21 protein-coding genes are annotated in these 25,699 nt (G+C 70.4%); 6 read left to right on the plus strand and 15 right to left on the minus strand.

Translation table 11 applies throughout. The features are described from left to right. Positions 1–3: 3 nt before the first annotated feature. From ACZ7LS_RS21980 to ACZ7LS_RS21995, 4 genes are all read right to left on the minus strand, one after another. A complete protein-coding gene (locus ACZ7LS_RS21980) occupies positions 4–879 on the minus strand; it encodes a carbohydrate ABC transporter permease (protein WP_382669941.1) in 876 nt (291 codons plus the stop codon). A gap of 3 nt (positions 880–882) precedes the next feature. Next, positions 883–1,797, minus strand: a complete 915-nt coding sequence (locus ACZ7LS_RS21985; protein WP_385130572.1) for a carbohydrate ABC transporter permease — start codon at positions 1,795–1,797, stop codon at positions 883–885. Positions 1,798–1,889: 92 nt separating this feature from the next. After that, positions 1,890–3,152 (minus strand): ABC transporter substrate-binding protein, encoded by a 1,263-nt coding sequence (locus ACZ7LS_RS21990; RefSeq protein ID WP_382881567.1) that lies wholly within the window; start codon positions 3,150–3,152, stop codon positions 1,890–1,892. Between the two features lie 204 nt (positions 3,153–3,356). Beyond that, positions 3,357–4,307 carry an arsenic resistance protein gene (locus tag ACZ7LS_RS21995; protein ID WP_385130575.1) on the minus strand — a complete coding sequence of 317 codons (951 nt, stop codon included), beginning with the start codon at positions 4,305–4,307 and terminating at the stop codon, positions 3,357–3,359. Between the two features lie 181 nt (positions 4,308–4,488). Between ACZ7LS_RS21995 and ACZ7LS_RS22000 the strand changes: the two genes are divergently transcribed. Further along, on the plus strand, positions 4,489–4,809 hold the full coding sequence (locus ACZ7LS_RS22000) for an ArsR/SmtB family transcription factor (protein ID WP_129770166.1): 321 nt from the start codon (positions 4,489–4,491) through the stop codon (positions 4,807–4,809). Continuing rightward, the gene (locus ACZ7LS_RS22005) at positions 4,806–5,306 is read left to right on the plus strand and encodes an SRPBCC family protein (RefSeq protein ID WP_382519718.1); all 501 of its coding nucleotides are present in this window, start codon (positions 4,806–4,808) and stop codon (positions 5,304–5,306) included. The genes ACZ7LS_RS22000 and ACZ7LS_RS22005 overlap by 4 nt, the downstream gene beginning before the upstream one ends. On the opposite strand, the gene ACZ7LS_RS22010 is transcribed toward ACZ7LS_RS22005, so the two are convergent. Further along, positions 5,303–5,836: a DUF6010 family protein gene (locus ACZ7LS_RS22010; protein ID WP_382519720.1), complete on the minus strand. Its 534-nt coding sequence runs from the start codon at positions 5,834–5,836 to the stop codon at positions 5,303–5,305. The genes ACZ7LS_RS22005 and ACZ7LS_RS22010 overlap by 4 nt on opposite strands. Before the next feature lie 399 nt (positions 5,837–6,235). Between ACZ7LS_RS22010 and ACZ7LS_RS22015 the strand changes: the two genes are divergently transcribed. From ACZ7LS_RS22015 to ACZ7LS_RS22030, 4 genes are all read left to right on the plus strand, one after another. Continuing rightward, positions 6,236–6,574 carry a MerR family transcriptional regulator gene (locus ACZ7LS_RS22015; RefSeq protein ID WP_385130513.1) on the plus strand — a complete coding sequence of 113 codons (339 nt, stop codon included), beginning with the start codon at positions 6,236–6,238 and terminating at the stop codon, positions 6,572–6,574. Between the two features lie 167 nt (positions 6,575–6,741). After that, the gene (locus ACZ7LS_RS22020; RefSeq protein WP_385130515.1) at positions 6,742–9,225 is read left to right on the plus strand and encodes a sensor histidine kinase; all 2,484 of its coding nucleotides are present in this window, start codon (positions 6,742–6,744) and stop codon (positions 9,223–9,225) included. Next, entirely contained in the window at positions 9,222–9,902 is a 681-nt protein-coding gene (locus tag ACZ7LS_RS22025) for a response regulator (protein ID WP_382519725.1), read from the plus strand. The genes ACZ7LS_RS22020 and ACZ7LS_RS22025 overlap by 4 nt, the downstream gene beginning before the upstream one ends. 50 nt (positions 9,903–9,952) lie before the next feature. Next, the gene (locus tag ACZ7LS_RS22030) at positions 9,953–10,312 is read left to right on the plus strand and encodes an SCO4225 family membrane protein (protein ID WP_382519727.1); all 360 of its coding nucleotides are present in this window, start codon (positions 9,953–9,955) and stop codon (positions 10,310–10,312) included. A 47-nt stretch (positions 10,313–10,359) separates the two neighbouring features. On the opposite strand, the gene ACZ7LS_RS22035 is transcribed toward ACZ7LS_RS22030, so the two are convergent. The 10 genes from ACZ7LS_RS22035 to ACZ7LS_RS22080 form a co-directional block, all read right to left on the minus strand. Next, on the minus strand, positions 10,360–11,805 hold the full coding sequence (locus ACZ7LS_RS22035) for a glyceraldehyde-3-phosphate dehydrogenase (protein ID WP_382519729.1): 1,446 nt from the start codon (positions 11,803–11,805) through the stop codon (positions 10,360–10,362). Between the two features lie 55 nt (positions 11,806–11,860). After that, complete coding sequence (locus ACZ7LS_RS22040; RefSeq protein WP_382875686.1) at positions 11,861–14,680, minus strand: helix-turn-helix transcriptional regulator; 2,820 nt, start codon at positions 14,678–14,680, stop codon at positions 11,861–11,863. A 774-nt stretch (positions 14,681–15,454) separates the two neighbouring features. Next, positions 15,455–16,582 carry a cytochrome P450 gene (locus ACZ7LS_RS22045; RefSeq protein WP_385130520.1) on the minus strand — a complete coding sequence of 376 codons (1,128 nt, stop codon included), beginning with the start codon at positions 16,580–16,582 and terminating at the stop codon, positions 15,455–15,457. Between the two features lie 200 nt (positions 16,583–16,782). Next, the gene (locus ACZ7LS_RS22050) at positions 16,783–17,916 is read right to left on the minus strand and encodes a methyltransferase (protein ID WP_382519735.1); all 1,134 of its coding nucleotides are present in this window, start codon (positions 17,914–17,916) and stop codon (positions 16,783–16,785) included. Positions 17,917–17,946: 30 nt separating this feature from the next. Continuing rightward, entirely contained in the window at positions 17,947–19,578 is a 1,632-nt protein-coding gene (locus ACZ7LS_RS22055) for a serine hydrolase domain-containing protein (protein WP_385130523.1), read from the minus strand. Continuing rightward, positions 19,578–20,438, minus strand: coding sequence for a class I SAM-dependent methyltransferase (locus tag ACZ7LS_RS22060; RefSeq protein WP_382519739.1), 861 nt, complete (start codon positions 20,436–20,438; stop codon positions 19,578–19,580). Before ACZ7LS_RS22060 ends, ACZ7LS_RS22055 begins: the two co-directional genes overlap by 1 nt. Next, a complete protein-coding gene (locus ACZ7LS_RS22065; protein WP_382519741.1) occupies positions 20,435–21,541 on the minus strand; it encodes a Gfo/Idh/MocA family protein in 1,107 nt (368 codons plus the stop codon). The genes ACZ7LS_RS22060 and ACZ7LS_RS22065 overlap by 4 nt, the downstream gene beginning before the upstream one ends. Before the next feature lie 4 nt (positions 21,542–21,545). Then, positions 21,546–22,835 (minus strand): B12-binding domain-containing radical SAM protein, encoded by a 1,290-nt coding sequence (locus tag ACZ7LS_RS22070; RefSeq protein ID WP_382519742.1) that lies wholly within the window; start codon positions 22,833–22,835, stop codon positions 21,546–21,548. A gap of 30 nt (positions 22,836–22,865) precedes the next feature. After that, positions 22,866–23,963 carry a Gfo/Idh/MocA family oxidoreductase gene (locus ACZ7LS_RS22075; protein ID WP_385130528.1) on the minus strand — a complete coding sequence of 366 codons (1,098 nt, stop codon included), beginning with the start codon at positions 23,961–23,963 and terminating at the stop codon, positions 22,866–22,868. 8 nt (positions 23,964–23,971) lie between these two features. Further along, on the minus strand, positions 23,972–25,651 hold the full coding sequence (locus ACZ7LS_RS22080) for a hypothetical protein (RefSeq protein ID WP_382519746.1): 1,680 nt from the start codon (positions 25,649–25,651) through the stop codon (positions 23,972–23,974). Positions 25,652–25,699 lie beyond the last annotated feature (48 nt).

Raw genomic sequence — 25,699 nt, forward strand, 5'->3', positions numbered from 1 at the left:
CGGTCACTCGTCGATCCCGGAGCGCTCGGCGCCCGCGACGATATGGCGTTGCAGGAGCAGGAAGACCACCAGCAGGGGCAGGATCGAGACGGCGGCGGCGACGAAGAGTTCGTGGAGGTTGATGGTCTGGGCGGTGGTGAACGTGGCGAGGACGACCTGTACCGTCCAGGCGTCGCGGTCCTGGCCGATCACCAGCGGCCACAGGAACGAGTTCCAGGAGCCGATGAAGACGATCGCGCCGACCGCCGCGAAGACCGGCCGTGTGTTGGGCACGACGATCCGCCAGTACGTACGCCAGTGGCCGAGCCCGTCCACCCGGGCCGCGTCCTCCAGCTCGCGCGGGAAACCGAGGAAGTACTGACGGAAGAGGAAGACCGCGAAGGCGCTGAACAGGGTCGGGATGATCAGTCCGCGCAGGGTGGAGATCCAGCCGAGCGAGGAGACCAGGACGAAGCTCGGGACGAAGGTGACGGCGGACGGGATCATGAGTGTGACCAGGAACCCGTAGAAGACGTGGTTCGCGTAGGGGTATTCGATGCGGGCCAGGCCGTATCCGGCCAGTGAGGCGAGCAGCAGGGTGCCGGCGGTGGTGAGGACGGCGATCACGGCGGAGTTCCACAGGGCGTGTGCCATCGGGACGCTGCTGTCGCCGAACAGTTCCCGGAGGTTGTCCCAGTGGAGGCTGTCCGGGAAGAACGTCCAGCCGGTCCCTGTGATGTCGGCTTCCGTGGCCAGTCCGTTGCGTACCAGCAGGTAGAACGGGATGAGGAAGAGCCCGGCGAGCGCGATGAGGAGGACGAGCCGCAGGCCCCGGGCGAACCGCTGGAAGGCCTGGTTCGTCGCGTACGCCGCGGGGGCGCCTGTCGGGTGTCGTGGCATGGGTCAGTCCTCCCTGCGGCCGAGGCTGAACCAGCGCGCCTGCACCACGGTCACGACGGCGATGATCAGGGCGAGGATCACGGCGCCCGCGCTGCCGAGCCCCAGGTTCTGCTCCTGGCCCAGTGCGGTGTAGTAGAGGTAGACCAGGGGCGGCCTGGCGTAGGGCGGGTAACCGCCCGAGGTGGACAGCAGGTTGTAGAACTCGTCGAAGGCCTGGAAGGCGTTGACCACCAGGAGCAGCACGACGGCGACGGAGGTCGCGCGCAGTTGCGGGAAGGTGATGTGCCGGAAGACCTGCCAGCCGGGTCGGGCGCCGTCGACCGCGGCTGCCTCGTAGAGGGCGGGCGGGACGCGCTGCAGCCCGGCCAGCAGGATCACCATGTAGAAGCCGGCCTGGAGCCAGAGCCGCACGGTCACGATGACCAGCCAGTACCACGGCGGTCTGGTGGTCGACAGCCAGGCGATCCCGGAGCCGCCGAACCAGTCCAGCACCGTGTTCGCCAGCCCGTACCGCACGCCGTTGAAGACCGACAGCTTCCAGATGATCGCGGCGACGACGTAGGAGCAGGCGGTCGGCAGGAAGAAGACCGACCGGAAGAACGCCTGGGCGAAGCGCAGCCGGTGCACCATCAGCGCGAGCGAGAGCGAGAGGGCGTATGTCGCCGGGACGATGAAGAGGGAGAAGACGGCGAAGGTGGTGAGACTGGAGGTGAAGGAGGGGTCGCTGAGGATTTCGGTGTAGTTGTCCAGGCCCACGAACTCGGTCGGGGTCACCGTGTTGTGGGCGTCGTAGAAGCTCAGCCACACACTCCACGCCAGCGGTACGTAGGTGAAGAGAGCGAGCCCGATGGCGAAGGGGCCGACGAAGACCCAGAACCACACGTAGCGGTTCTGGGGTCCGCGCAGGCGCCGCCCGATCGAGCCGCCGGTCCGGGGAGTCGTCCGGGCGCCGGCCCGGGGAGACGGCCCGGCGGCCTTCCCGGTGGATGTCGGGGTGGATGTCGGCGTGACTATGACCGCACCCGCTTCAACTCGGCCCGGGTCGTGGCGACGACCGCCCTGAGCTGGGCTTCCGGGTCGGCGCCGGCGGTGATGATCCGGCTCAGGGCGTCCTGGTAGGCGGTCTGGCTCTTCTCGGTCCACAGCAGGGGCTGTGCGTATCCGTGGTCGGTCGTGAACCGTACGGCGTCGGCCGCCGCGCCCTTGGTGAGCCCGGCCGCCTTCTTCGCCAGTGAGATCCGGGCGGGAATGTGGAAACCGTAGGAGAGCGCGAAGTCCTCCTGGTAGTCGGTGCGTTCGACCCACAGCCACTTCACGTACGCCTTCGCCGCGTCGATATCGGCGCTGTGCGTACTGACGGCCGCGCCGTAGGCGCCGACCGGGACCGACGGCCTGCCCCGCGGGCCGTCCCCGGGGAAGGGCAGCACACCGAAGTCGTCGCCCAGCGCCTGCTGGATCTGCGGCAGGGCCCACAGCCCTGTCCACTGCATGGCGGTCAGCCCCTGGATGAACGCGGACGGATCGGACCAGTCGGTGGGAGCCCCGAGCAGGAGGGAGTCGTCCGCGCGGAACCGGCGCAGTTTGCCGATGGTCCTGGCGGCCTGCGGGTCGTCGAAGCCGACGTCCCCGCCGGCGGTGACGGGTTCCAGGCCCGCGGCGCGCAGCGGGGTCGCGCCGAGGACGCCGGCGCCGCCGTCGTTGCCGAGGAAGAGTCCCTTGACGTCCTTCGTCGTCAACGCCTTGGCGGCGTCGATCAGTTCGTCGAGGGTCAGGGGCGGCCGGACACCGGCTCCGTCCAGCAGGCTCTTGCGGTAGTAGAGCATCTGCATGTCGATGACCTGCGGGATGCCGTACACCTTGCCCTGGTACGTCTTGGGCGCGAGCACCGCGGGGTGGACATCGTCCCGTACGCCCTCCAGCAGGCCGGTGAGATCGGCGACCTGACCGCCCCGGATCTGGTCCAGGGTCGGTCCGCCCTCGAAGACGTCCGGCGCGTTGTCGGTCAGCAGTGCCGCGGCCGTCTGCTGGTCGTAATTCCCCGGCCGCCACTGGACGGTGACGCGCGCCTTCCGGTACGCGGCGGCGTAGCGCTTCACCGCCTGTTCCACGCCGGCCTCGCCGTACTGGTGATACCACTGATCGAGCGCGGGGCCACCGCCCGCTCCCCCGCCGCGGCCGGTGTTGGAGCCGCAGGCGGCGGTCAGCGCGAGGGCACCGGAGACGGCCAGCAGCTGCCGGCGGCCGATGCGAGTGGCGGGAGGAGTTGGACGCATAGTCCATCAGTCTGCTGCCGCTACGTGTAAGCGGGATTGCTCGCATATGAAACGTCCCACGCGTGCGGACCGGTGACTCGGCCCGTCAGCGGTCAACTGCCCCTGGTCAGCGCGCCCGTGAAAGTACAGCCGAACGGATGACGGCGGATCAGCTTCTCAACGGCGCGTCAGTTCTCAACGGCGGATCAGCTTCTCAACGGCGGATCAGCTTCTCAGCGGAAGCAGCCGGGGCACGGCCCTGACGTAGATCACCATGCCGATCACCTCGACCAGCGTCTGGGTGACCACGACCACCGCGGCGACGGCCAGGCCGTCGGGCAACGCCAGGGCGAGGGGGAGGACGACCAGGGAGTTGCGCGTCGCTCCGGTGAACACGATCGCCCTCCCGGACGGCACGTCGAGGCGGAACGCGCGGGCGACACCGAGTCCGGCGAACGCCATCACGACCAGGAAGACCACATAGAACGGTACGACGCGGGCCACGTCCGCCAGGCTGCCGGCGTCGCCGAGCTTGGGCACCTGCGAGGCGACCACGGTGAACAGGGTGGCGGCCATCAGCGGCACCATCGTCGTGCCCATCGCGTCCGCGGTCCGCCGCCCCGCCGGGCGGCGCGCGGCCCAGGCCTGGCTGAGCCAGGCCAGCGCCAGCGGGATCACGATCAGTACGACGAACGCCTCGATGAACGGTCCGGCGGCGACCACGTCGGCCAGGTCGGGGCCCATGAAGAGGAACAGGTAGCCCGGCAGCAGGACCATCTGGGCGAGCAGCAGCAGCGGGGTGGCCGCGAGCAGGCGCCGGCTGCTGCCGCCGGCGAGCCCGCTGAAGACGATCACGTAGTCGACGCAGGGGGCCAGCAGCACGAGCAGCACGCCGAGGCGGACGGCCTGGCCGTCCGGGAGGAAGGCGAACATCGCGGCGACCACGAGCGGCACCACCAGAAAGTTCACCACCAGCGTGGCGGCCAGGAACCTGCCTGCCCTCAGTGAGCGGATCAGCTCCGAGGCGGGCACTTGCAGGAACGTCACATACAGCAGGGCGGCCAGCACCGGGTTGATGGCGTGCGCCAGGCCGGGCCCCGCGGCGGGCGCGGCCGAGCCCACCAGTGCCCCGGCGGCCAGGGCCCCGACGTAGACGGCGACCTGGTGGCGCTCCATGCCCGCGACCAGGCCGGATGACGACGGCAACGTACCTGCTCCTCGCACGGGGTGGTGAAAAGAAACGTGACCGGGGTGGTCGTGCTCACCTCGTCGACCGTAAACCTTCGGCCTGCCCCGAAGGTCGGGCGGGGGGCTCAACCGCTTTACATGTGACCATCTGGTCACCTATTTTGGAGCCGTGACCGACGACGACCGCGTCTTCAAGGCGCTGGCTGATCCGACGCGCCGTTTCCTGCTGGACCTGCTCTTCGTGCGCGACGGCCGCACGCTGACCGAGCTGGAGTCCGAGCTGGAGATGACGCGGTACGGAGCGATGAAACACCTGAAGGTGCTGGAGGAAGCAGGACTTGTCGTCACGCGTAAGTCCGGCCGGGAGAAGCTGCACTTCCTGAACCCGGTGCCGATCCGGTTGATCCACGACCGGTGGATCGACAAGTACACCGAGCGTCAGGTGACGGCGCTCACCGAGCTCAAGAACGAGCTGGAGGGGAACACATGACAGTCTCTGCCGAGGAGACCACGACCGTTCAGGTCCACCGGGTCTACATCCGGACGACACCCCAGGCGGTGTGGGACGCGATCACGAAGCCCGGGTGGAGCGAGAAGTACGGCTACCGCTGCGCGTCCGAACTCGACCCGCGGGCCGGCGGTACGTTCCGGGTGCTGTCGAGCGACGAGATGCGCTGCCACGGGGCGGCGGAACAGATCATCGAGGGCGAGATCGTCGAGGCGGACCCGCCGCGCAAACTCGTCCAGACGTACCGGATGCTGTTCTCCCCGGAGCTGGCGGCCGAGCCGTTCACGCGCCTGACCTACGAGATCGAGGAAGAGCCGTACGGCGGCGTCACCAGACTCACGGTGACCCACGACGTCACCGGCGCACCGGCCCACGCGGCCCAGGTCGCGGGCGAGATCAGCGAGGCGGGTGGCGGCTGGAGCATGCTGCTCAGCGACCTCAAGACCCTGCTGGAGACCGGCCGGGCGATGACCGGCTAGGTGTTCTGTCCTGACGGCCCGGCGCTGGCGGCGCCGGGCCGTCGAGGTGTGGTGGCCAGGCGGCCGTTTCCCTTGGTACGGCCCGGTACGGCCCGGTCCGGTACGGCCTGGCCCGGAGCGGCCTCGTTCTCGCGTGTCGTGGGCCGCTTCCCGCGGAGGAGTTCGCGCAGGGACGGGCCTCCTCGCAGACACCACAGCGCGATGACCGGGTCACAGATCGCACAGCCCAGCGACGAGTCGTGGGCGAAGGGGATCAAGGGGCTGCCCTTGAGATGGTGCACCACGTCCCACGCGGTGTGCAGCAGCCAGCCGATGCCGATGAAGGCCCACGAGTCCAGCCCGCGGTAGGCGACATAGGTGAGAAGCGCGGTGAACGCGAACTCCCAGCCGCCCAGGCCGCCACCGCTCAGGTAGGCGGCCCCCGCTCCGGCGATCATGATCGCGTTGAAGCGCCGCCGGTGCGGTTCACGGATGAGGGACATGAGCGACACATAGAGGATGCCGATGCCGATCGGCATGACGTACTGCATGGGTGTGCCCTTTCTCGGGGCGGGTGGCGCGACCGGACCGGCGCGGGGACCGCTCATCACGCTAGGTCCGGGGGCGATCACCCCCCAGCGGCATTACCGACAGGTTCCAACGGGTTCCCGCCGCCGGGCCCGCTCCCGGGCCGCGACACGCCGTCCGGCACCGGCCCGCCGGGGTCTTCCGGGCGGTGCGATGATAGTGGTGACGACAGAAGCCCGGCATTCTCCCACACAGAAAATCTGTCATGACGAGAGTAGACATACGGGTCTACCAGGATTAATGTCCTCCTCGTAGCCAGCAGTACTGCATGCCCCGCCGGCAGATGGTGTCGCGCCTCCTCCGGGGCTTTGGTGCCGTACGACGCCGAGGCCCCTCGACGCGTTACCCGATCAGAGGTGCACATGACCGCAGGAAACTCTCTCGGCCGTCTCGACGACGACGATTACCCCGCCTACACCATGGGCCGCGCCGCCGAGATACTCGGCGCCACCCCCGCCTTCCTGAGAGCCATCGGCGAAGCCCGCCTCATCACTCCCCTGCGCTCCGAGGGCGGACACCGCCGCTACTCGCGGTATCAGCTGAGAATCGCCGCTCGCGCCCGCGAGCTGGTCGACCAGGGCACGCCCGTCGAAGCCGCCTGCCGCATCGTCATCCTCGAAGACCAGCTCGAAGAAGCCCTGCGCATCAACGAGGAACTGCGCGACGCGCACGCCACACCCCGCCGCATCTCCGACAGCTGACCCTCGCCCCGGCCCGGGACGGGGATGGACCCCACTCCGTCCCCCGAGCGCGTCTCTGTCTCCGGCCTGTCTCTGTCTCCGGCCTGTCTCTATCTCCGGTTAGAGGCGGTGATCGTCCTGTGGCCCGATGCCCGCGATCCGCGTGCGACCATAGCGTGGGTCACATCATGGAACGAACTGACAACCGGTTTCTCCCGGTCCTGCTGCTCGCCGCTCAGGCCGTGGTGTGGCCCGGGTACGCGCTGCTGCGGGGCGCCACCCCGACCGCCGCGGAACTCCTCGCGACCGCTCTGGTGGGCGGTCTGGTCGCCGTCGCGCTCTCGGTCCGCCGTACCCGCCCCGTGCCCGTCCTCATCCTGGTCGTGGCCGCCTGCGCGGTCGGCGCGGCGCCCCTGCCCGCGGGCGCGGTGGCCGTGCTCGGCACCGCCGGAGTCGCGCTGGCCCTGTTCACGGTGGCCGTCGAACGGGACACCACCACCGCGCTGCTGTGCGTGGCGACGCTCGCGGCCTGGCAGCTCGTGCACGGTCTCAGCCTGCACGGTCTCGGTGGCAGCCAGGGCCTCGACCTCGTCCTCACCGCGCTGCTCTACGCGGCCGCCACCGGTACGGGGCTGTCCCTGCGGCGGCTACGGGCCGCCCGGCGAGCCGCCGAACGGCGTCTGCGCCGGGCGGAGGACGAGCGGCACCGGCTTCCGGCGGCGGAACGGCGCCGGATGGAAAGGGAGTTGCACGACGTCAGTGCCCACCACCTCACAGCGGTGGTCGTGACCGTCGAGGCGGCGCTCGGACTGCGCGACCGCCGACCCGAACTGGCCGACAAGGCAGTGGAGTTCGCCGCCGAGACCGGCCGCGAGGTGACCCGGGCCCTGAGCGCTGTGCGAGCCCCGACACCCACTCCGGAGGACCTCCCGGCGCCGGAGGAGCGGCTGCGGGAACTCGTGGCCGGCTTCCGCGCTCTCGGGCAGCCGGTGACGTGCCGGACCGAGGCCCTGCCGGACGGCTCCGTCGGCGACGCCGCGTACGGCATCGTCCGCGAGGCACTGACCAATGTGGTCCGCCACGCCTCCGGCGCCGCCACGACCGTGCGATGCGCCTACGGCGACGACCACACGGAGATCGTGGTGCGCAACGGGCCGCCGGACGCGTCCGGTGCCGGTACGCCGCGCGGCCAGGGACTCGGGGGCGGGCACGGCCAGAACTTCCTGCGCGGCCGGGCTCGGGAGGCGGGCGGCACGCTCACCAGCGGGCCGACACCGGACGGGGGGTGGGAGGTGCGCGCCGTACTGCCGGGGCGGCGCAGGACAGCGCCGCCGGAAGCCGTTCCGCGCACGTACCGCCTCGCCCAGTTCACCGCGGCCGCGGGGCTGTGCCTCCAGCCGCTGCTGCCGTTCCTCATCATCCGGGAGAGTACGACGCCCACCGGGCCGGGCGTCTCGGCCGGTGCGCTTTTCGCGCTGCTCGCCACGGCGCAGGTGGTCACGCTGCTGTGGCTGCGGCAGGCTCCGCGGACCGCGCTGAGTGTGCTGCTGGTCCTCGCCGGGCTCTGGCCTGCGACGATGGCCGTGAGCGGCTACGCGGGGCCGGTGCTCCTGCCGCCGGGGCTGAGCATGATCGCCACCTGCGTGGCGCTCGCCATGGTGGCGGTCGGCTCCCCGGAGGCCGGCCCGGGTGTTCCGTCCGGGAAGGGTGTGGAAGGGGCGGGGGCGACGGCGCTCGGGCGCCGGGCCGCGGGCGTGGCCGCGCCGCGCCGGGCCGTACCGGTCGTGGCCGCTGTCGTCCACGCGGCCGCGGTGATCGCCGCCGTACTGGCCCGCGATGTCGCCACGCCCGCCTGGGGTGTCGTCGGGGCCGCGACCGTCATGACGGCGCCGGCCGCTGCCGCCGCCTGGTTTCTGGGCACCTGGTACGGGAAGCGCGGGCGAGCCGAACGGGACACGCACCAGGACCGTCTCGCGGCGTGGACCGAGGAGGCCGTCAGGGACGCGTGGGCAGAACGCCGCCGCATCACCGTCGGACTGGAGACCACGGTGCTGGCACGCACGGCCGAGGTGGTCGAGGAGGCGGAGGCGGGCCGGCTCGCGCAGACGGCGGAACGGGCCCGCGACGCCTTGGCCGCGATGCGGTCCCTGCTCGAAACGGTCCGTGCCGGAGAACAGCACGCCGAACTCCGTCCGCAGCCCACGCTGCAGGCCCTCGACCTGCTCGTCGGCCAGTGCCGGGCCACCGGCCGCCAGGTGGAGGTGCGGCTCACCGACCGGGTGCCGGAGCGGCTGCCCCCCGAGGTGGACATCGCCGCCTACCGTGCCGCCGAGACGATTCTGCGGGCAGGGGGTGACGAACCGGCCGCGCTCGTCCTCGACGCCGCGGACCGCGTCCTGACCCTGACCGCGACCGGTGTGTCCCACGCCACCCGTCTCGCCGCACGCGAGCGGCTGGTGACACGGGCCGCCGCCCTCGGCGGCACCCTCACCACCGAACAGCCGGACACGGTCCTGCTCCGTCTGCCCTTGACCACCGTCCCGGGCGACGGGGCGACGCCCCGTGCCGGTGGCGCCCCGAACGCCGAGCGCCCCGATACCGACCCAGGCCCGCAGGCGCCGCCCCGTACAGAGAGCGCCCCGCTCGGGGGCGACCAGGAGGAACCCCAATGACCCTCACCGTGGTGGTCGTCGACGACCAGGCGGTCGTCCGGGCGGGCTTCGCCGCCGTCATCGACGCCGAGCAGGACATGACAGTCGTCGGCGAGGCCGGGGACGGAGCCGCCGCGGTGACCCTGGCCGACCAGCTCGCGCCCGACGTGATGGTCATGGACGTACGGATGCCAGGACTCGACGGCATCACCGCCACCCGGATCATCACCGCGCGCGAGAATCCGCCACGCGTCCTCGTACTGACCACGTTCGACCTCGACGCCTACGTGTTCGAAACGCTGCGCGCCGGTGCGTCCGGCTTCCTGCTCAAGGACGTGCAGGCGGCCGAACTGCTGCACGGCATCCGCGTCGTGGCCGGCGGGGAGAGCGTCCTCGCCCCGTCGGCCACCCGCCGGCTCATCGGCCATTACGCCGCGGGCCCGCCGGGACCGCGGACCGGGCAGGACGCGGCGGCCCTGGACCGGCTGACCGCACGGGAGCGCTTCGTCCTCACCCTGATCGCCTCGGGGATGAACAACGCGGAGATCGCCTCCGAACTCGACATCACCGTCGGCACGGTCAAATCCCATGTGAACGCACTGCTGCGCAAACTCGGGGTACGCGACCGGGTGCAGGCGACGATCCTCGCGTACGACCTGGGCCTCGCCCGCGCGACCCCGCCCGGCACGCACCCCTGACGTCCGCACAGCGCACAGCCCATCCCATGACCGAGAGGACAGGTGCGGCCATGAGCACCACACACAAGGAGACCACCGTCATGACCGAGTCCACGTCGACCCACCCGGTGCTGCGCACCGTGCGCCTCGCGCTCGGCAGCGTTCTGGCCCGCGTCTATCTGGGCGTGATCGCGGCCCTGGCCATCTGGGCCGTGGTGGTGAGCGTCGGCGACAACCCCGACGCTTCCTTCGCCGGGGTGGTGCCGCTGATCGCCACCGCACCGGTCAGCCTTCTCGTGATCGTGCTGCCGGACCACACCTCCATGATCTTCTTCGCGATCGGTCTCGGCGCGCTGGTCAATGCCGTGCTCATCGGGTGGTGCGCCCGCGCCCTGGGTCAGGGCCGCGGCGGCTCGAAGCCGACCGGCTGAAGCCGGCGGTCCGAGGGGCGCGGCCCCGGCGCGCCCCTCGCTCCGGATCAGACAGCCGGGGCCGGGTAGGTCGGGTACTCCACCCCCGACACATGCTGGACGACGCGGATGACCTGGCAGGAGTAGCCGAACTCGTTGTCGTACCAGAGGTAGAGGATCGCGTCGTCGCCCTCGGCCTTGGTCGCCCCGGCGTCCACGATCGAGGCGTGGCGCGAACCGATGAAGTCGCTCGACACCGCGTCGGGGGCGCTGATGAAGTCGATCTGGCGCTTGAGCGGCGAGTTCAGCGACACGTCGCGAAGGTGGCCGAGGACCTCCTCGCGGGTGGTCTCGCGCGCGAGCCGCAGGCTCAGGATCGCGATCGACACATCCGGCACCGGGACGCGGATCGAGCTGCCGGTGATCCTCGCCTTGAGGCCGGGCAGCGCCTTGGCGACGGCCGAGGCGGCACCGGTCTCGGTGATGACCATGTTGAGCGGCGCCGACCGGCCGCGGCGGTCGGACTGATGGTAGTTGTCCAGCAGGTTCTGGTCGTTGGTGAACGAGTGGACGGTCTCCACATGGCCGCGCAGGACACCGAACTCGTCCGCCATCGCCTTCAGCGGCGGGACGATCGCGTTGGTGGTGCAGGACGCGCAGGACAGGATCCGCTCGTCCGGCTTGATCGTCTCGTGGTTGACGCCATGGACGACATTGGGGACGTCGCCCTTGCCCGGCGCGGTCAGGACGACCTTGTCGACGCCGGGGCGGAGGTGCTTCGACAGACCCTCGCGGTCACGCCACCTGCCGGTGTTGTCGACGAGGATGGCGTTCTTGATGCCGTACGCCGTGTAGTCGACCGCCGTCGGGTCGTCGGAGTAGATCACCTTGATCTCGTTGCCGTTGGCGATGATCGTGTCATTCGCCTCGTCGACGGTGATCGTGCCCTGGAACTGGCCGTGGACGGAGTCGCGGCGCAGCAGCGAGGCGCGCTTGACGATGTCCTGGCCGGCGCCCTTGCGTACGACGATGGCGCGCAGCCGCAGGCCGTTGCCCGAGCCGGTCTTCTCGATGAGCAGGCGGGCGAGGAGGCGGCCGATGCGGCCGAAGCCGTAGAGGACGACATCGCGCGGCTCGCGGCGCTCGATCTTGTTCTCTCCCGTGGCGCCGGCGACGGCCTCGGCGGTGAACTCCTCCTCCGAGAGACCGCGGTCGTCGGTCTGGTACGTCGCGGCGAGCATTCCGATGTCGATCTGCGAAGGGCCGAGATCGAGCGTGGTGAGGGCGCGCAGGAACGGAAGCGTCTGGGTGACCGAGAGTTCCTCGCCGGCGATCTGCCGGGCGAACCGGTGGGTCTTGAGGATGCTGATCACCGACTTGTTCACCAGGGAGCGGCTGTGCAGCAGGACGGTGATGTCCCGCTCCCGGTGCAGCTTCCCGATGATCGGGATCATCGCTTCCGCGATCTCCTCGCGGTGCTTCCAGTTGGTGAACGATTCCTCAGTGACAGTCACAGGATTATCTTTCGAGCTAGGCGGCGCTCATATGGTAACCCTTCGATATGCCGGGTCAGTCGGCGGGGAAGTCCATACCGTTGGTGAGGAGTCCGAGGAATTGTGTGAGTTCGGCCCTGCGCCGGACGGAGAGTTTGCGGTAGACGCGTGTGAGGTGCTGCTCGACGGTGCTGACGGTGATGTAGAGGTGCCGGGCGATCTGCCGGTTGGACTTGCCCTCGGAGGCGAGGGCGGCGACGCGCCGTTCGGCGTCGGAGAGAAGTGGCTTGTCGGCGGGGGCCGAGGTGACGGCGGGCAGGCCGGCGGTGGTACGGGGCCGGCTGGGCGTCCAGGTCATCCACGGGGACGCCGGGGTGTCGCTCCGGTGTCCGGGCTGCTGTGCCGAGTGCTGCCGGGGGCGGGACTCCTGCTCATGGCCGTTGTCGGTGTGCGTATGGCCGAGATCGGCGAGGGCGCGCGCCAGGGCGAGGCGGCTGTCGGACAGGCGCAGAATGCGCACCGCTTCCCGGAGGAGTTCCTCGCGCTCGCCGGGCGGGCTCGCGGCGGCCAGGACGCGCAGGGCGTTGCCGCGGAAGCGGGAGGGCCGGGGGCCGACGTCGGCGAGTTCGCGTTCGATGATGGCGCGGGCGCGGGCCGGTTCGTCGAGTGCGACGTACGCCTCGGCGGTTCCGGTGCGCCAGCCGAGGAGGTGACGTGAGGGTGAGTGCCAGCGTTCGGCCAGCGGCGCGCAGGCGGTGAAGTCGTTGAGAGCCGCGTAGGGACGGCCGGTGGCCAGGCTGTGGTGGCCGCGGGCGACCAGATAGAACAGACCGACGGTGGAGTGGAACATCTCCTCGGGGACGGGGTATTCGAGGTAGCGCGCGGCCTCGTCGAACCTGCCCATGGCGGTGTGGGCGGCCACCAGGGTGGCCAGGGGAGAGCCGATGACCACACCCCAGCCGTGGTGCGGAAGGAGTTCCAGAGCGGTGGCCGCGCGAGTGACCGCCGTGGCCGTCTCGCCTCGTTGCAGGGCGATATAGGCGTGGACGCTGCGGAAGATCGCGACGCGCGCGGGAGATCCTTCGCCGGGAAGCCGGTCGAGCAGCGCCGTGCCGAGTCTCTCGGCCTGGGGCAGATCCCCGTGCTGAAGCAGTTCGATCAGCGTGATGGCGTCACGGTCCCAGGAGTACCGCGGTCCGGGGACGGGGGGAGGTAACGTTTCTCCGTAGTCCGTCTCGACATGGCCGAGGACAAGCGGGTCGATGTCGCCGACAGGGACGCGTGAGCTGCCGCGGGACATGTGTGCCGCGTGCTCCAGGTAGGCGGCCGACATGGTGTCGCGCGTGCCCGACAGCGGATCCGGCTCCGGCAGTTCGGGCAGCAGGGCCGGACTCAAGTGCGCCACGATCGTGCGGGTGGCCGCCAGCCGCTCCCTCGCACGCGGATCACGTGGGTCGTGGGGCTTCTCCAGATGAGTGATCGCCTCGCCCGCCTCCTTCGTCCGGCCGAACCACAACAGCCAGGTGACGAGCGCGTGGACGGACCGCGCGTTGAGCTCTCCCGCACGCATCACGGACATCAGCCGGCTCACCTCCGGCTCCGCCGCCGCCGGGTTGACACACCACAGCGCGCCGAGCAGTCCCAGGGCGACCTCCACCCGCTGCGGCTCCTCCAGCCCGGCCCGGTCCGCCAGGCGCAGGCACCGGAGCGAGGCGTCCACGTCCCCCTCAGCGAGTAACTGCCGCGACGCGCGTAATAACACCGCGACGCCCGCCTCGTCCGGTATCGCCCCGCCGGCCATCAGATGCTCCGCCACCGTGGTCACGGACGCTCCCTCGGCGCGCAGCACCTCCGCCGCTCGCTGATGGAGCCCGGCGCACTCGTCCCCGCCGAGCGCCTTGAGCACAGCCCTGCGCGCGGCCGGATGCCGGAACGCGCCGTCCTCCAGCAACCCCGCCATCTCCAGTTCCCGCATCTCCATGGCCAGCCGCTCCTGGCCGCGGTCCAGCAGCCGTTCCAGCCGGGCCGGGGTCGCGTGCCGGTCGAGGACGGCCAGCGCCCGTACGCACGAGAGCAGTTGCGGATGGTGCTTCAGCCGGGCCACATACGTCCGCTCGAAGGTCTCGCCCACCACGACACCCCCCTCACCGGACGCACCGGGGGCCGGGGCGGCCTTGCGGGCGGCGGCCCTGTGGTCGCGGATCAGCGCGTACACGAGAGCAGGGCTGCCCCCACTGACACGGTGGACGGGGGCGTGCAGTTCCTTCGCCGCGTCCGCGCCGAGCCTGCTCTCCAGCAGCCGCCGTACCTCCGCCTCCGGCAGGGGCGTGATCGCCCCCACTCGGCAGCCAGGAACGAGCAGGAACTCCTCCGCCCGGTCCATGTGGCCCTCGCCCATCGACCGGTCGAGCGTCATGACCATGAGGATTCCGCTGCTCTGCGCACGCCGGGCCAGATGCAGCAGACAGGAGCGGGACAACTCGTCCGCGTACTGGGCGTCATCGACCGCGACGACCAGGGGCGTTTCCCGCGCGGCGGCTTCCAGGACAGAGGTCAGGTCCCGCATCCGCTCCACATGCCCGCGGTCGGAGGCTCCCCGGGGCACGCCGTCCTCCCACAACCGGTGTACGGCCGCCCGCGCCTCCTCGGGCATGCCGGAGGAGTGCGTCAGTTGCTCGATGGTGGCGAAGGGAACGTCGTTCTCGCTCCGGAAACCGGTGGCGGCCAGATACAACGCTCCGGACTCCGCGGCGTGTTCGCGAAATCTCCCCAGCAGCGTGGTCTTCCCCGTCCCAGGCCCTCCGTGCAGGGCCATCACACCGCCCTGATGTGGCCCGGCTTCCGCCAGCAGCTCACCGAATTCCGCCACGTAATCCCGTCGGCTCGCCCAACTCATCGTCCTACCTTTGCACTCAAGGAATGTGTTGCTGAAACCCAGGAACGCAGAATCACCGCAATCCGAACCTCGTGGTTATCAAGTGTAATCAGTCGAGTGCGAACTGTCTTGAGTGCGTGCGGACCCGGCTTCCTCATGCAAACGTTCGCGACATGCCCGACCGGGCATCACTTCGCCGGTTCCGGGAGGCCAATCGGACTCGAAACCGGGCGAGCGGGATACGACGCATACTCGCCATTCTCGCGCTTTCACCTCTCCGTGAAGCGCGCCGCCATGTTGTCCGCCCCCGACCGTCCCCCGGGCGGGAACCGCGAACCGGCGAGAACGCACGAATGAACGTTGCGTGAGCAATTACGCGCCAAAAACCGCGAGTTCGGCGGTGGAGTTATCTGGCATTTTCCCTTCCGTCCACGTACTGGAGGGATCGGTCATACGGTGACGATTCGCCGGACTGATTGTCCGCTCGACTCCATCGGTACGTACCAATGACCGCCAGTGCACTCCAGCCATAGCTTTACCTTTAATTTACCGCGTCACCCGTAAACGCGGCGGGACGGCAAAAACCCTCGCCCGCCGCGAAGGCCGCGACGGGCGAGGGACTGACGGGTGTTGAACCAGGGACGGAGGACGAGGGACGACAGGCGGGGGACGACGGGCCGGGGTGGTCGCCCCCGCGAACGGGCTCACCGCCGCACGGCGTCCCGTTTCAGCTCCCGGGGCGTTCAACCCCCCGGGCTTTCACCTCCCTCGGCTCTCAACTCCCCGGGCCGCGCCTCACCATGAAACGGGGAGCGTGGTCGGCCCGCGCACGACGGCCTCGGCGGGCCGCCATCGCAGGGCGGCCGGGGCCACGGTCAGGCGCAGCCCGGGGGCCGCCCTGACCAGTTCTTCCAGGGCCACGCGCATCTGGAGCCTGGCCAGTTGGGCCCCGAGACACACATGCGGTCCATGCCCGAACGTCAGATTCCTGGGCATGTCGCGCCGGACGTCGAGGGCTTCGGGTTCCGTATGTTCCGCCGCGTCGAAGTTGGCGTGCAGCAGGGACACCAGGACGCCGTCCCCCGCGCTGATCAGCTCCCCGCCCAGCTCGATGTCCTGCCGTGCCACGCGCGTGAAGCTGATCGGGACGACGGGCGCGTACCGCAGCAGTTCCTCCACCGCCCCCGGGATCACCTCCGGCCGGGACACCATCTCCCGCCACTGCGCGGGGTGTTCCAGCAGGGCGAGCGCCGCGAGGCCGATCTGGCCGATCGTGGTCTCGTACCCCGCGTTGAGCAGCAGCTCGATGAGGGCGAGGAGTTCCCGCTCGTCCAGCGCGCCGTCCTGCTCGCGGGCCCGGATCAGCGTGCCGAGCAGATCCTCCCCGGGGTCATGGCGGGCGTGATCCGCCAGCGCTTCGAAGTACGCCCGCAGTTCGCGCCTGGCCGTCTCCGACTCCCGCGGTGAGCAGGGGGTGATGCCGTGCGCCCGGTCGGCGAGCCGGGAGAACCGGTCCTGTTCGGCTTCCGGTACGCCCAGTACCTGACAGATCGTCGAGGCCGACAGCGGCATCGCGTAGCCGGATACGAGGTCGATCGCGCGCCTGTCCCGGAGGAGGGCACGGGCCGTCCGCCGGATCGGGCCCTCCTGGGCGGCCATGGCCTCGGGGACGAAGGCACGGTTGATCAGTTTGCGCAGCCGGCCGTGCGCGGGCGGATCGAGGCTCGTGAGGGCCACCGGGTCCGGCCGCAGGGGGTGGATGGCGGGTGCCGACTCCGCCACGGCCAGGGCCCGGCTGAACCGGGGGTCGGTCAGCGCCTGACGCCCGAGTTCGTACCGGGTGACGAGCCAGAGCCGGTCGCCGGTCGGCGCGAGCACACGCACCACGTCCGGTACGGGGTGCCGTGGAAGGTAGGGGAGCATAGGGCCGCGCTGCACCCCGGTGGCGTGCTGAGTATGCGCGGCAACCACCTGTTGTCCGGGGGCTCGTGGGGGAATGGTGCCGGACGGGGGGACGCCCCCGGACGGATCGCTGCCCCCGAATGTGGTCCGGGGACAGCCGCCGGGTGCGGTCCGCGACAAGGACAACTCGCCTTCGTCGGTCGTCATCTGGCCGGATCCGTCTACTTGACGCCGACGACCATGTATTCGGGCCCGTCGAGGTGGCTGACGGCGACGGACCGGAAGCCCGCCGCGGTCAGCCAGTCCCGGCACTGGGCGCCGGTGTAGCCCAGTCCCCCGGCGGAGACCAGCGAGACGTTGAGGCTGGTCAGCATCCCCGTGGTGTTGGTCCGGCGGTCGTCGTCGATGAGCGATTCGTAGATGAGCAGCGAGCCGCCGGACGGCAGCGCGTCGTAGGCCTTGCGGATCAGCATCTGCTTGATGTCCAGGTTCCAGTCGTGGAGTACATGGCCCATGACGATCACGTCCCCGGCCGGCAGCGGATCGTGGAAGAAGTCGCCGCCGGCGAACCGGGACCGGTCGGTGACCCCCGCCTGGCCGAGGTGGTGGGTGAAGCGGTCGCTCACGGCGGGCAGGTCGAACCCGATGCCGTTCAGGTGCTCGTGCGCGCCGAGTACCTGGGCCAGCAGCGCGCCCTCGGAGCAGCCCACGTCCACGACCGTGCGTACCGGCTTCCAGTCGAACGCGGTGGCGATGGCCTGGTTCGCCCCCATGCTGTAGCCGGTCATGGCCCGGACGAAGCCCGTGACCTGGTCGGGGGTCGCGAACGCCTCGCCGAAGGTGTCGCTGGTGGCGTCCGCCTCCACCAGGGTGCCGTCGCCCGCCGTACGGCCGTCGCCGCCGCCCGATTCGGCCAGGGCCCCGGAGAAATCGAGCCGGTCGCCGCTGCGCAGCCCTTCGGAGAGCCGGGACCACCAACCGAATCCGGAATTCAGGAAGGACAGATATCCGGACACGTCGGTGGCAGGTTTGTGGGGGTTGAGATATTCCTCGGCCACCGGGGAGTTACGATACCGCCCCTCCGTACGCTCCAGCATTCCCAGGGAGACCAGACTGTTCAGGAAGTCGGGCGCTCCCCTGCCTTTGATCCCCAGCCGCGCGCACAGTTCCTCGGCCGTACGGGACCGCCCGGACAGCTCGGTGAATATGCCAAGTTCAACGGCGCTCAGCAAGACCTTCGACTTCCAGAAGGCGGTGGCGATGTCGATGATGGCGTGTGGAGATCCGGGAGATCCTGCTGGTCCTTGAGATCCGGCCGGTCCGGGAGATCCGGCGTCATTCCGCGGCAGAGTCATTCTGATTCCCCTCTTGAAAGAACCGGCACATCACACGAGGCCGAGATCGTGATGGATGGCGTCGCCGATGGCGAGCATCCGTTCCTGGTGTTCGTCCTGCGACGCCTTGCCGTTGAGATGCACGGCGGCCACCACTCCGGTGTCCGGGTCGGCGAAGGCCACGGACGTCCACAGTCCGTAGTGGCCGAAAGCACGACGGGAGGCGTAGTGGCTGAATGCTGTGTACTCCTTGCCGAGGTGGTGTGATTCCAGCCGGAATCCCAGCCCCCAGTCGGCATTGCCGAAGGCGTCGGTGAGTCCGACGCGGTGGCGGGCCGTCATCGCCATGACGGTCTGCGGCCGCAGGATCCGGCCGCCGGTTCCCTGTCCGTCGGCCAGCAGCGTTTCGAAGAACCGGCCGAGGTCCTGGATCGGTCCGCGCATGTTGAGCCCCGGGATGGGGCGGGTGCACGAGTCCTCCGTGGCGTACCACTGCGTCGGTTCCGCCGGGAAGCCGCCTCCGGTGATGTGGATCAGCGGCAGCCGGCCGGCCGCCTCCCGGTACTCCTCGGGGGTGAGCACCATCCGGGTGTCCGTCATCCCGCAGGGTGCCAGCACCTCTTCGGTCAGATAGCGCTCGTAGCTCCGGCCGTCGACCGCCCGCACGATGTCCGCCAGCAGGAACCAGGCCCACCAGGGCGCGTAGTTGATCCTGGTCCCCGGTTCCGCGCCCGGTGGGATCCGCATCGTGCGCAGCTGCTCGCGGCGTACTTCCGCCGGTGCGGCGAAGGTGCCGTGCAGGGGGTCCAGTGCCATGGGGACCGGGGTGGTGTGGGTCAGCAGCTGGAAAAGGGTGATGTTCTCCCGTCCCTCGCCCTCGAACCACGGGAGGTACGCGGCGACGGGACGCAGCGGGTCGACCAGCCCCCGCTCCCAGAGCTGTCCGACGGCCACGGCCCCGACCGCTTTGGAGCAGCAGTACCAGATCGGCCAGGACCGGCGGGTGAAGGGCTCGTGGGGCCGGCTGTCCCCGAGGGCGACGGAGACGGCGGTACGCGACGGGGCGTGCGAGACATAGAGCTGCGCGCCGGGGGTGGTGCGGCCCAGCTCGGCGCGCAGGACGGCCATGGTCCGCGGCAGCGTGTCGCGGGCCGCCTCCACCGCCGCCGCCTCGTCCTCCTGGCCGGTGCCCGGAGGGTGTGCCCGCCGTGCGGGCGGCGGGCCCTGAGGGTGCGCGAGACCGGCGGTTTCGGCCCGCAGTCTCGCCAGCCCTCCCGATACGTCCTGCTGGAGGATCCGGTCGAGGAAGAAGACGAACAGGAACGCGCCTTCCAGCCGCAGGCCGCCGTGTTCGAACAGACGTGTCCGGCGCGTCTGGTCTCCGAACAGCAGAGTGCCGGCGTCCGCGTGGGTGAGCGTGAAGGCGAGGGTGGGGCGTACGGCGCTGTGGCCCGCCGCGAACCGGAGGGCGCCGGTCGTGAGATCCATCAGGATGTCGAGCGCGTCGGCGGTGCCTTCGGGCGCGTCGGTGATGTCCAGCGCGACCCGGATGGCGGCGCTCTCGTCGGCCGGCAGCGCGGCGAACGCGGAGTCCGCGCCGCCGAGCCACTCCGGCGAGAACAGCGCGTACCGGGTCGGAACGGTGGTGGCGGACGGGTCCGTCCTGGCGGGAGCCGTGCCCATCAGGACCTCCTGGCCAGGGTGAACCGGACTTTCGAGGTCATGGTGAGGCTTCCGTCGGGGGCCTTGAGCGTGTCCAGTTCCGCGTTCACGGCGGCGACGGCCTTCTCGCGCTCGTCGTCGGGGACGCTCTCCCAGAACTGGCGCCCGGCCGTCGACCACACCCACCGCCACCACTGTTCGGCGTTGGCGAAGTGGGTGACACAGTCCTCCTCGGCCGTCTCGGCTTCGGTGAAGCCGGCCTCGTCGAGCATGGTGTGCAGGGCGTCGACCGAACGGAAGGGGCTCGTGGCGGGCAGGGTGTGCGAGGAGGGGCCCCGGCCGTACGGGGCGCCGGCGGCGTACACCGGGTCCCACAGCGGGTCCGGCCGCCCCCACCAGGACACCCCGAACAGGCCCCCCGGTTTGAGCAGTTCCCGGTAGCGGGCGGCGGCGGCCCCCGGGCGGGGGAAGAAGAACAGGCAGATCCCGGCGAGTACGGTGTCGAAGGAACCCGGTGCGGTGGGCACGTCCGCCAGGGCGACGGTCTCCGCGTCGCCGACGACGGCCCGCACCTGGTGCAGCAGCCCCTGCCGGGCCGCCTCTTCCCGAGCCCGCGCCACCATCCCGCCGGACAGGTCGACCCCGATGACCTCGCCCTCGGGTCCGACCGCCCGGGCGGCGGGAACGAGCACGGCGCCGGTGCCGCACCCGACGTCCAGCACCCGCTGCCCGGTGGTGACCTTGGCGTGGTCGACCAGCCGCCGGCCGAGGTCGTTGAAGTGCTCGACCCCGACCCGTTCGTAGGTCGGCGCGCTGCGGTCGAAGAGCAGGGCCAGCGCCGCTTTCCGGTCCGCCTCCCTGTCCTGCGCGATATCGCTCACGGTGTGCCCTCCTCGTGTCGCGTGCCGGTACCGAGCCGTACCGGTCCTCCGGTCGCCGCCGATGTGTAGACGGCGGTCACTACGGCCACCGCCTGCCGTCCGGCCGCCGCGTCCGCCAGCGGGGGTCTGCCGTCCCGTACCGCGTCGAGGAAGTCCAGGAGCTGGTCACGATGCGGCTGGTACAGCAGACCGATGCGGTCCCTGGCCGTGTCGCGTTTCTGGGACGGTGCGTGGTCGGCGGCCTGGTTGGCGCTGCCGAACGCCCCGTAGGCGGGCGCCCGTTCACCTTCGCGCGCGGCGTGGAAGTACTCCAGTTCGTCGCTGTCGATGACCACCGAGCCCCGGTCGCCGTGCACGGAGATCCGGGCGGTACGGCCCGGGTAGGCGGCGGTGGTGGCGAGCAGGACGCCGAGCGCGCCGCCGGCGAACCGCAGGCTCGCGGTGGCCACGTCCTCCACCTCGATGTCGTGGTGGGCGAGCAGGGCGGTGTGCGCGGCCACCTCCACGACAGGTCCGGCCAGCCACTGGGCCAGGTCCACCGCGTGCACGGCCTGGTTCATCAGCGCCCCTCCCCCGTCGAGGAGACGTGTGCCGCGCCAGCTGCCCGAGCTGTAGTAGGACTGCTCGCGCCACCAGGGCAGTTCGATCAGGACGGAGGTGATACGTCCCAGCTCTCCGGCGTCGATCGCCGACCGGGCGAGGCGGGTCGCGGGGTCGAAGCGGCGCTGGGAGACCACACCGAGCGTGCCGCCCTCCTGCCGCGCGACCGAGATCAGCCGGTCGGCGGCGGCGGGTGACACATCGATGGGCTTCTCGACGAGCAGGTGTTTGCCCGCGCGGAGCGCGGCGGCTCCGAGGTCGGCGTGTGTTCCGCTCGGTGTGCACAGCAGGACGGCGTCCACGTCCGTACGGGCGAGTAGTTCTGGCACGTCGTGGTGGTCACAGCCCAGCTCGGCGCCGAGCTCCCGGGCGCGCGTCCGTTCCCGGCCGGCCACGGCGGTCAGCCGGGCCCGGCCGTTCAGCTCGGGGTCCTCCCGGGTGAGGAGCCGCCCCAGGAAGCCTCCGATGGACCCGCAGCCGATGATCCCGAACCTCAGCTCCACAGGATCATCCGACCGGGACAATGGCGTTCCCCAGGTAGTTCGGCAGGGTGGTGAGACGGCGTTCCTGGTCGTCCAGATCGGCCGGGTACCGCTCGCGGTAGCGCCGGGTCACTTCCTGGATCTCGCGCCAGCTCGTGGGCATCACGCCGTCGTTGTACCGCGGGGCGAGCTGGTCGTAGAGGCTGGTCCCGGGGCGCAGGAACAGCTGGTTGATGCCGAACCACCCGGGGACACCGCCCGCCCAGTCGACCAGCCAGTCGGACATGCAGGCGTCGTCGTCGGGAAGTCCGAGAAGGATGAACGCGAAGGGGACGATCCCGGCGTCCTTCAGCTTGAGCACGGCGTCATGGATCTGCTGCTCGCTGACGCGTTTGTGGACGCCCGTACCGGCCACGGCGGGCGACTCGGCGCCCAGCCACATGCCCTGGCAGCCCGCCCTGGCCCACTCGGTGACATCGCTCTTCAGCACGATCTCGGCCCGGGTCTGGCCGACCCAGCCGACTCCCTGGCCGCGCAGCCGGTGGCAGATGTCGGTGTAGAAGGTCTTGTTGATGCCGAAGACGTAGTCCAGGAAGAACTGGAAGTCCAGGCCGGCCGTCTGCTGGGCCTCCACTTCGGCGATCACCCGGTCGACGGGCTGGATCCGCATACGGTTGCCGAACGGCAGATGGCAGAACGTGCAGCCGTACGTGCAGCCGCGGGCGGCCAGCACCATCCCGCAGGGGCCGGGCTGGGGCAGCCCGTCGACGATGACCTCGGCCGTGTAGTTCCGCAGGGGAACCAGGTCGTAGGCGGGGAGCGCGAACTCCTCCAGGGGGATGTTCGGATACGGCTTCGGGCGGTCCCCGACGATGGCGAGCGGGGAGGCGGGCGCGACATCGCCGGACAGCACCGGGGCCGTCACGCCCGCGCTCAGGCTGCGGACGGCCTGGACGGCCGCCGAGTCCGCCTCGCCGAGGGCGACGTGCTGGACCCCGAGGTCGAGCCTGGTCGCCTCGGGCAGATGGGTGCCGTGCGGCCCGATGGCGATGGTGCGGGCGCCCGGGAAACGGGCTTTCGCGACGTCCGTGGCGGCCCTGATCGGGCCCAGGTCCAGTGGGTAGCACTGGGCCCGGTCGGCGATCGCGGAGGAGATCAGCAGGATGTCGGGGTCGTCGCCACCCGGCGGCGCGTCCTGCAGCCGCTGGTCCCAGACGGTGACGTCATGGCCCTCCGCGCGCAGTTGGCCGGCGGCCATGAGGATGTCCAGGGGGATCTGGATGAAGTACTGGTCGAACTTGTTACTGGGAACCACCAAGCAGATTCGGCTCATGAGTGCGTGACCTCACAGTCGGGCGGAGGGGGTGGCATGCGGTTGTGCCGTGGATGGCAGCCCCTCGCGGGACCGGGCCACCTCGGCCAGCCGGCTGATGCGGTGAATGGGCCGCAGGTCGACCTCGGGGCGGGCGGGTTCGGTGAGCAGGGCGTCCATCGACCACCGCAGCGCGTTGTCCATCGGGGAGTCGTGAAAGAACCACTCCGTCCGGTGGTCGGGTCCCTCGACGGCCAGCCAGTGCGTGTTGCGTGCCATCGGTGAACCGTCGAGCAGCGTCACGGGATCCAGCTTCACGGTGAACCGCACCGGTCCCGCGGTGATCTCGACCAGTCGCTGTCTGCTCTCCGCGCCCCCGGGAGCCGGCCCCATCCACTTCGGCGTGGGGACGAGCGGATGGGCGCGGGGCCCCACGATGGTGGAGTACAGCTCGATGGTGAGGTCGTCGACGGTGGTGGTCTCGTAGGCGGCGGTGCTGGTCAGTTCCGGGTCGGTCTCCACCCGTACGTCGTGGTCGGCCGGGTCGGTGCGCAGGTACCGGTCGTACACCCCGGCCGGCAGCACACCGCTGACCAGCGCGAGCATGTGCAGCCACTCGTACCCGAAGACCCCGTAGTCGTGGTCCACGAACCGGCCGGCCGCGATGTCCTCCCTGCGGTCCTTGCCGAATCCGACCCGGACGCCGCTCACCGGGTATCCGGGCGCGAACTCCTTCTTCAGTGTGCGCAGGACGGCGCCGGCCTGGGCATGCGCGTACTGGTTCATCACCACCAGGCGGGCCCGCTCGTGCTCGGCGAGCAGCGCGCTGAGACCGGCGCCCTCGCCGGGACGGCAGACCGGCTTCTCCACCAGCAGCCGCGCCGCCGGGTCACGGGCGAGCACCTCCGCCACGGTTTCCAGATGCGTCGCGGTCGGCGAGCACACCGACCACACGTCGACGGGCACATCACGCGGTACGTCCGCCACACGGCCGTACCGGGGGGCGCCCGTGCCGGGCGCGTCGGCCAGCGGGTCCACCACACTGACCCGGTGCCCGAGGGCGCTCAGCAACCTCTCGTGCAGCCGGCCCGCGACCCCGTAGCCGACCACGCACACATGTGTCCCGGACATACGCGCTGTCACAGGGCGGTGGCGGTCAGGAGGTGCCCGGGCGCGGCCGTCCGGTGCTGTTTCCCGGAGAGGTACTCGCGGTAGTACGCGTGGAACAGCTCGGCGTCGTCGATGGCCCGGTCCACCGGTTCCAGCTGGAGACCGGGTTCGAGCGAACCGATGTCCCGGCACAGGGCCTTGGCGGCGATCAGCGTTCCCGCCCGGTAGGCGTCGTAGCCGCGGTTGGCGATCCCCTCGTACTCGAAGAGGTTGAGCGACCGGCCGTCGCCCAGCACCGTGGCCACGGCTCCGGAGGGGAGGACGTAGCGCACCCCGACGTACGGCACGACCGTCGACTCGACCCCCGGGTATCCCTCGCTGAGGATGCTGAAGTCCTTGGTGGCGAACCCGGCGAGGTAGACACCGTCGGGCAGCAGCGGCAGGTCCTCCGCGGTGACGGCGAGCTCTCCGGTGCCGCCGATGACCAGGAACGGGGAGTGGCCGCGCAGCGCCTCGGCGGCGGTGGTGTAGGTCTCGAAGCCGTGTTCCGCGGCCGTGATGAGGGCGAGGATGTCGGTGTCCACCACGCTCACCCGGCAGCCGAGGGCCCGCAGCGCGTGCGCCACCCGCGCTCCCAGTGTGCCGAAGCCGAGGATCAGCACATGCCGGCCGATGAACTTCTCGCCGGGGAGGATGGCGCGGAGGCGCCGGACGCAGGAGTCCGCGATCTCGTTGTAGCCGAGCATCGTCTTCAGCCGCGAACGGGCCATGTTGAGTACGGGGATGGACAGGGTGCCCGGGGCGTTGGCGATGCGTTTCAGGCCGCTGACGGTCAGTTCGAGCGCGGCGTCGATGTACTCGGTGAGCTGTCCGTCCGCTCCGTAGCCCTGTGCCAGCAGCCCGCCGTCATCGATGACCAGCACTTTGCGGCCGGCGGCATGGGCCTGCCGGATGAAGGCGTTGACGCGTTCGTTGACGCCGAGCGCGTACGCCTGGGCGGCCGGATCGGCCGTGTCGTTGATGACGGAGTTGTCCAGTACGTCGCTGAGGTAGCCGTGGTTCAGGAACCAGGCGTGCACCCGGCTGCGGTGCAAGGTCCGGTCACCCTTGGAGAGCGCGAAGACCCAGTTCGGGTCGAGACCGGCCCGCTCCATGCCGAGCAGGAAGCCCACGCTGTTCTCCACGTAGTGGTCGCGGAAGATCAACGCCCAGTCGGCGAGGGCGGGTTCCTTCGTGGCGTACCGGTCGACCAGCGGCATGGCCCGGACGATGGAATCGATCTCCGCCTCGCTGTAGCACTGGCCGCGGAGCGTCAGCTTCTCCAGCAGGGCGACGAACAGGGCGCGAATGTCGTCGGGCAGTGGGCCCGAGGTGGTGAGGAGCACCCGGCGGCTGCCCGTCGCCGGCAGGATGTGGTCAAGGGTGTCGGGCGCGACATCGGGCAGCGGCCGGCTCCGGACCTCCAGGCAGCTGTCACCGAGACGCACCCGGTAGTTCCCGGGCTGGAGTACCTCCAGTGTGTGTTCCGTCGTGGGCCGGCCGTCGTCGTGGAGCACCGACCTGATGACGTCGTGGAGTTCGTCGCAGGTCATCCTGCCGTCCAGCACCTCGTACAGACCCTCGGGCGGCTCGCTCGGGCCCGCTGGGGGCCCGGCGGTCACCTGGCCATTGAGCGCGTCATCTACCGACTCGGTTTCGAAGACTGTCACTTTCCAACCTCTTCTTCTCAGTTCTCAGGCGCGATCAATCGCAAATAA

This window comes from Streptomyces sp. NPDC039430, from assembly GCF_055639435.1.

Bases quoted from the DNA above. Each gene is read 5' to 3' on its own strand.
- ACZ7LS_RS21990 (WP_382881567.1), bottom strand. From the start codon at position 3,152: ATGCGTCCAACTCCTCCCGCCACTCGCATCGGCCGCCGGCAGCTGCTG.
- ACZ7LS_RS22020 (WP_385130515.1), top strand. From the start codon at position 6,742: ATGGAACGAACTGACAACCGGTTTCTCCCGGTCCTGCTGCTCGCCGCT.
- ACZ7LS_RS22025 (WP_382519725.1), top strand. From the start codon at position 9,222: ATGACCCTCACCGTGGTGGTCGTCGACGACCAGGCGGTCGTCCGGGCG.
- ACZ7LS_RS22045 (WP_385130520.1), bottom strand. From the start codon at position 16,582: ATGCTCCCCTACCTTCCACGGCACCCCGTACCGGACGTGGTGCGTGTG.
- ACZ7LS_RS22030 (WP_382519727.1), top strand. From the start codon at position 9,953: ATGAGCACCACACACAAGGAGACCACCGTCATGACCGAGTCCACGTCG.
- ACZ7LS_RS22005 (WP_382519718.1), top strand. From the start codon at position 4,806: ATGACAGTCTCTGCCGAGGAGACCACGACCGTTCAGGTCCACCGGGTC.
- ACZ7LS_RS22010 (WP_382519720.1), bottom strand. From the start codon at position 5,836: ATGCAGTACGTCATGCCGATCGGCATCGGCATCCTCTATGTGTCGCTC.
- ACZ7LS_RS22015 (WP_385130513.1), top strand. From the start codon at position 6,236: ATGACCGCAGGAAACTCTCTCGGCCGTCTCGACGACGACGATTACCCC.
- ACZ7LS_RS21980 (WP_382669941.1), bottom strand. From the start codon at position 879: ATGCCACGACACCCGACAGGCGCCCCCGCGGCGTACGCGACGAACCAG.
- ACZ7LS_RS22075 (WP_385130528.1), bottom strand. From the start codon at position 23,963: ATGTCCGGGACACATGTGTGCGTGGTCGGCTACGGGGTCGCGGGCCGG.
- ACZ7LS_RS22050 (WP_382519735.1), bottom strand. From the start codon at position 17,916: ATGACTCTGCCGCGGAATGACGCCGGATCTCCCGGACCGGCCGGATCT.
- ACZ7LS_RS22040 (WP_382875686.1), bottom strand. From the start codon at position 14,680: ATGAGTTGGGCGAGCCGACGGGATTACGTGGCGGAATTCGGTGAGCTG.
- ACZ7LS_RS22055 (WP_385130523.1), bottom strand. From the start codon at position 19,578: ATGGGCACGGCTCCCGCCAGGACGGACCCGTCCGCCACCACCGTTCCG.
- ACZ7LS_RS21995 (WP_385130575.1), bottom strand. From the start codon at position 4,307: ATGGAGCGCCACCAGGTCGCCGTCTACGTCGGGGCCCTGGCCGCCGGG.